At 71.3% G+C, this 5827-nt stretch carries 4 protein-coding genes; 3 read left to right on the top strand and 1 reads right to left on the bottom strand.

Annotated elements, in window-relative coordinates:
• The 3 genes from AF1_RS31515 to AF1_RS31505 all read left to right on the top strand — a co-directional run.
• A partial coding sequence (locus tag AF1_RS31515) for a vWA domain-containing protein (protein ID WP_067807764.1) occupies positions 1-1009 on the top strand: 1009 nt, incomplete at its 5' end.
• A 36-nt stretch (positions 1010-1045) separates the two neighbouring features.
• Positions 1046-2161 (top strand): ATP-binding protein, encoded by a 1116-nt coding sequence (locus tag AF1_RS31510; protein ID WP_067807761.1) that lies wholly within the window; start codon positions 1046-1048, stop codon positions 2159-2161.
• A complete protein-coding gene (locus AF1_RS31505; RefSeq protein ID WP_067807758.1) occupies positions 2158-4959 on the top strand; it encodes a DUF5682 family protein in 2802 nt (933 codons plus the stop codon). The genes AF1_RS31510 and AF1_RS31505 overlap by 4 nt, the downstream gene beginning before the upstream one ends.
• Before the next feature lie 147 nt (positions 4960-5106).
• Here the strand turns inward: AF1_RS31505 and AF1_RS31500 are convergent, their stop codons facing one another.
• Entirely contained in the window at positions 5107-5607 is a 501-nt protein-coding gene (locus tag AF1_RS31500) for a hemerythrin domain-containing protein (RefSeq protein WP_207394111.1), read from the bottom strand.
• Positions 5608-5827: the final 220 nt, after the last annotated feature.

Below are 5827 nucleotides of genomic sequence, written 5' to 3'. Positions count from 1 at the left end.
GGGCGGCGGCCAAGGCGAAGGCGCGGGCGACGGGCGGGCGGCGACCGGGCGGCGGCGGCCCGACCCAGGACGCGGCGAGGGCGGCGGCCCCGGGCAGGGCTTCGACCTCAACGAGGACGAGCTCAAGCGGATCCTTGGCGAGCTGGAAGGCGGCCTGGTCTCCCGGATGCGGCTGCGCGAGGTGCTGGCCGACCCGGCGCTGGCCCGGCAGCTCACCCCGAGCATGTCGCTGGTCGAGCAACTGCTGCGTGACAAGCACAACCTCTCCGGCGTGGCGCTCGCCAACGCCAAGGGCCTGATCCGGCGCTATGTGGACGAGGTCGCCGAGGTGCTGCGGACCCGGGTCGAGCACGCCAGTGCCGGAAGGATCGACCGGAGCGTGCCGCCCAAGCGGGTGTTCCGCAACCTCGACCTCGACCGCACGATCTGGAAGAACCTGGTCAACTACAACCCCGACGACGAACGGCTCTACGTCGACCGGCTCTTCTACAGGCACACCGCCAAACGCAGCACGCCCGCCCGGATGATCGTGGTGGTCGACCAGTCCGGGTCGATGGTGGACTCGATGGTCAACTGCACCATCCTGGCGTCCATCTTCGCCGGGCTCCCCAAGGTGGACGTGCATCTGATCGCCTACGACACCCGGGCGATCGACCTCACCCCGTGGGTGAACGACCCGTTCGAGGTGCTGCTGCGCACCAGTCTCGGCGGCGGCAACGACGGGCCGGTCGCGATGGCCATGGCGCGTCCGAAGATCACCGACCCGCGCAACACGGTCATGGTGTGGATCTCGGACTTCTACGAGTTCGACCGGTCCCGCCCCCTGCTGGAGGGGATCAAGGCCGTGCACGGCTCTGGGGTGAAGTTCATCCCGGTCGGCTCGGTCAACAGCTCCGGGCAGCAGAACGTGGAGCCCTGGTTCCGGCAGCGCTTCAAGGAACTCGGCACGCCGGTCATCTCCGGCCACATCGACAAGCTCGTGTTCGAACTCAAGAACTTCCTGGGCTAGGCCCGGGCCTGCAGACCTGTAGAGGAGTCCCCCCGAATGACCGACGACATGCTGCGCGCACCGGCCGAGGCCAAGTACGCCGACGAACTCGACTACCTGGAGTCGGTCGACGACGCGCCCAGGCCGTTCTCGTGGCGGCTCAGCCCGCGGATGGTGCGCACGTTCGTCCTCGGGTCCGAACGCTCCGACGGCCTCGACCGGGAGATACCGCAGAAGTGGTTCGGTGACCGGACCTTCGTCGAGCGCGCCATCGTCACGCTCGCCTCCGACCGCGGGCTGCTGCTGATCGGCGACCCCGGCACCGGCAAGTCCTGGCTGGCCGAGCTGCTGGCGGCGGCGATCAGCCGCAACTCGACGCTGGTCGTGCAGGGCACCGCCGGCACCACCGAGGACCACATCAAGTACTCCTGGAACGTCTCCATGGTGATCGCCAAGGGGCAGTCGCGGGAGTCGATGATCCCCTCCCCGATCATGACCGCGATGGAACGGGGCGTGATCGGCCGGTTCGAGGAGCTGACCCGCGCCACCAGCGACGTGCAGGACGCGCTGATCTCGATCCTGTCGGAGAAGTACGTCTCCATTCCCGAGCTGAGCACCGACAACACCGTGTTCGCCCAGCCCGGCTTCTCGATCATCGCCACGGCCAACAGCCGTGACCGGGGCGTCAACGACCTGTCCTCGGCGCTCAAGCGGCGTTTCAACTTCGTCCGCATCCCCGTGGTGACCGGCAAGAAGGCCGAGTCGGAGATCGTCCGGTTCCGGACCACCGAGCTGCTGCGGCGGCACCGGATCGAACTGGAGGTCGCGCCGTCGCTGCTGGAGGTGCTGCTGCAGAGCTTCGCCGACCTGCGCGCCGCCGCCGCGTCCGCCCGCGGCGACGACGAGAGGCTGGAGTCGGCGCTGTCGACCGCCGAGCAGATCGGCGTGCTGGAGGACGCGATCCTGCACAGCCGGTTCTTCGGCGAACGCGAGCTGCGTCCCGAGACGCTCGCGTCCTCGCTGGTGGGGTCGCTGGCCCGCCGCACCCCGGAGGACCTGGCCATCCTCAACAAGTTCTGGCACGGCGTCGTCGAACCGCGCAGCAAGAAGGAGGAGGGTCCGTGGCAGGGTTTCCTGCAGGGCGGCCGCGAAGCGCTGGCGAAGCTCTCATGACCGGCGCCGTGACCGACCTGGACGGCGTGGCCGCGGGGCCGTTCGGCGAGCTGCGCGGGCAGCTGCTCGGCGCGGCCGAGCGGTTCGGCTCCGGCCCGGTGGCGGAGATCCTGGGCGGGCTGGTCGAGGACGTCGACCGGGCGCTGCGCGAACCGCTGGAGATCTTCCCGGTGTGCCACCACTCGCCGTCCTCGGCGACGGCGATGGTCCGCCGGCTGCGCCGCAAGCAGCCGAAGGTCGTCTACCTGGAGCTGTGCGAAGACCTGCGGCCGCTGCTGGACGAGCTGCACAACTGCACGCTGCCGGTCGCCCTGCAGTCGTTCGCCACCGACCTCGACGGCTTCCCGGCGGCATGGGCGCCGCTCAGCGTGGTCGCGCCCATCACCGAGGCGTCCGCCGAGTACCAGGCGATCTCGTACGCGCTCACCACGCCCGGCGTGGAGCTAGTGCTGGTGGACCGCTCGACCGACCACGTCTTCCAGTGGGAGCCGCGCGGTGACGACGGCGGCGGGAGCGCGGACGACGAGACGGCGCTGCACGGCGACGCGGTCGGCGTCGAGATCGGCGACCTGCGTCCCCGCTTCGCCGAACTGGAGGAGCACCTGCTCCATCACGGCAAGGTGCGGCACTGGTCGGAGTGGTGGGACCAGTATGTCGAGCAGCCGCTGGTCGACGCCGACCACGACACCTACCGGCAGGTGATGGTGCTGGTCGGCAGCCTGTTCCGGCGGCTGCGGCCGGAAGGGTCGGCCCGCACCGCCGTGGACGAGGACCGCGAGCGCCACATGTGGACGCGGATGCGCGAGCATCTGGCGTCCTCGGGCGCCGATCCCGCCGACTGCCTGTACGTGTGCGGCGCCTTCCACGCGGCCAGCCGGGTCGCGGAGTTCGGGCTGCACGGCCGGGCCGGCTCGTTCGAGATCACCCCGCGCACGGCCACGAGCTGGCAGTACGGGCTCATCCCCTCCAGTCACTCGGCGATCGAGGCGCAGTTCGGGCTCGCGCCCGGTTCGGTGTCGATCGCCGCCGCGACCTGGAGCAAGGCGCTGCGGCGCGGCGGGCTCAAGCCGTTTCGGCTGAGCGGTGCGCGGACGGCGGGGAAGAAGCCCGCCAGGGCCGCGAAGCCGCCCGCACCGCCCGCGCCCGTGACCGACCGGCTCTCGGGCTTCCTGACCGCCGCGCCCGCACCGGACGGGCTCGACGAGCAGGAGCTGCTCGGCTGGTGCGTCGACATCGTCCGGCTGGCCCGCAAGAACGGCTACGCGTCCAGCACCGCCGACGCCATCGCGGTCTATGAGACCTCGATCCTGCTGGCCGGGATCCGCGGGCGGCGGCGGCCGACGCCGTACGACTTCCAGGACGCGGCGATCACCTGCATCGAGAAGGACGCCGTGCCCGGCCGCCGCGACATCGCGCGGCTGTGCGAGATCCTGCTCGGCGGCGACCGGGTCGGCTCGGTCGGCTACGACGCGCTGCCGCCGCTGGCCCGCAACGTGCTCGACCGGCTCGGACCGCTCGGCCTCGACCTGGAGAAACGCACGATCCAGCGGGCGCTGCTCGACCTCGCCGCCGACCCTCGCCTGCGGCCGTGCTCGGACCTGCTGTGGATTCTGCGCCGCCTGGTGCCGCACGACGCCGTCCAGCCCATCATGGGCTCACGCCGCCTGGGCGAACGTCCGATCCAGGAGAGCTGGGACCTGGCGATCGGCCGGAACATGCGCTCGATCGTCGAGCTGGGGTACGAGGGCGTCACCGTCGAGCAGGTGCTCGAACAGCGGCTCCGCAAGGGCGTGCACGGGCCGCGGGCGACCGCCGCCGGCGCCCTCGCCGCCGTGGCGGACTCCATCCTCTACCTGGGCGGCGGGCGCTTCACCGACGAGCTGGGAGCCCGCGCGGTCGAGCTGCTGGCCGCCGAGCGCACGGTGGACGAGGCGCCCGAGGTGCTGCGCCGTATCCGGCGGCTGCTCACCCACTACCAGGCGACCGAACCGGAACTCCCGGCATGGTGCCAGGCGTTCGTCACCGCCGGTTACGCGCACTACTGCACGCTGCTGCCGACCGCGTTCGCCGACGACGCCACCGGGGTGCGGCAGGTCGCGGCGATGCTCGGATTCCTCCTCGGGATGGAGAGCCTGGCGCTGTCCCTCGGCTGCGACCACACCCAGCTGGAGCTGGCCGTCCAGCAGTCGCATCCGGAGCACCCCGCCAAGGTCGCCCTGCTGTGGGCGGCGCAGACACAGCTGGGCCTGCTGCCGCTGCGGGAGCTGCGGCGGCGATGCGACGAACTGCTGGACAACCCGCTGGTGGTGCCGTCGTTCCCGCTCTACCTGAGCGGCTTCGTCCAGGCCCTGGAGCCCGCCCCGGCGCTGGCGTCGCTGGTGGTGGAGGTCCTGTCGAAGGCGTTCGCCCGCCTCCCCGACGCGGTCCTGCTGCCGTGGCTGCCGAAGCTGATCACCACGTTGCGGGACCATGCCGCGGAGATGGTCCCGGTCCTGGTCAGGGAGGCCGGCCGTACGTTCCCTGCCACCCTGCCGGCGCTGGACTCGTGGGTCCCGCCCTGGTCGGCCCCCGAGGACCCCGGGGCCACCGCGCCGCCCGCCTCCGTCCCCGGCGGCGGCCCGGCCGGAGATCTCCTGGCCGCCCACCCCGCCGCCTGCGACGCGGTGGCCGCTCTCCTGGGCCTTGCGCCCGGCTGGGCGACCGCCGCGACGACGGCGCCGGGAGCCGCACCGGAGGTGACCGCACTGCTCACCGAGCATCCCGCCACCGCCCACGCACTCGCCGCCCTCCTGAGCTGAACGCCCCGCCCATCCGGGCGGCTGAGACGGCCCACCTCGAAACCGGGAAGGTCCCGCTCTCCGGACGGGCGGAGAGCGGGACCGAGGATCATTCCCCGGTTTTCACCAGAACCGGTCCCGGAAAAGGTGGCGGGTGGGGCGGGACGCTCAGGTTCGCGCCCTCTCGCACACCCATCCCTGCGGCAGCTCTCCGGAGTCGAGGAAGGCCCGCAGCCGCTCGGCCACCGGCTCCGGCGTGACTCGGTCCACCTCCGGGTAGAGGATCTTCTCCTCCTTCAGGTTGTGGTGGAGCAGCTGGACGGTCAGCCGGCGGCAGAGCGTGAGCGCGGCACCGATGTCCGGTTCGGCTTCCAGCGAGTCGAGCGTCGTCCACATCTGGGCATGTTCGCGCAGCATGAGGAGCACCGGGGTCCCCAGCCCCGCCGCGTACAGGGACGGGAACAGGAATTCCTCTTCGAGGTAGATGTGGCGGCGGAGGGCGTGGATCGCTCGCGTCAGCGGCCGCCGGTCCCGTTCCCTGGACGATGGGTCGGCGGTGAACGCCCCGATCCCTTCGTCGATCTCGCGGTGCTCCCGTTCGAGGGCCGCCGCCAGCGACTCGATCTCCATGCCCGCCACCTCGGTGCCGCCCTGGTCGTCCCGTCCCACTCCGCCGGGACACTGGAGCCACGATATTAATACAATCAACCCTGTAAATAATAGCGCGCCGAGATCGTCCGCCCTGGTCCTGCGGGTCCGGCCCAGGGGACGTCAACCGGCCGTGTCCGGGGTCGCTGCCGGCGAGGGTTCACGGTCCGCGGCTCGAAAATGAAGGACTTTGGTCCCTACAGCCGCTCGCGGGATGGAGAGACGTTGGTAGTGGGCCTGC

The organism is Actinomadura formosensis NBRC 14204 (assembly GCF_001552155.1).
GTDB classification, from domain to species: domain Bacteria; phylum Actinomycetota; class Actinomycetes; order Streptosporangiales; family Streptosporangiaceae; genus Spirillospora; species Spirillospora formosensis.
The sequence above is the reverse complement of the archived record's forward strand: the minus strand, read 5'-3'. Positions and strand labels throughout refer to the sequence as shown.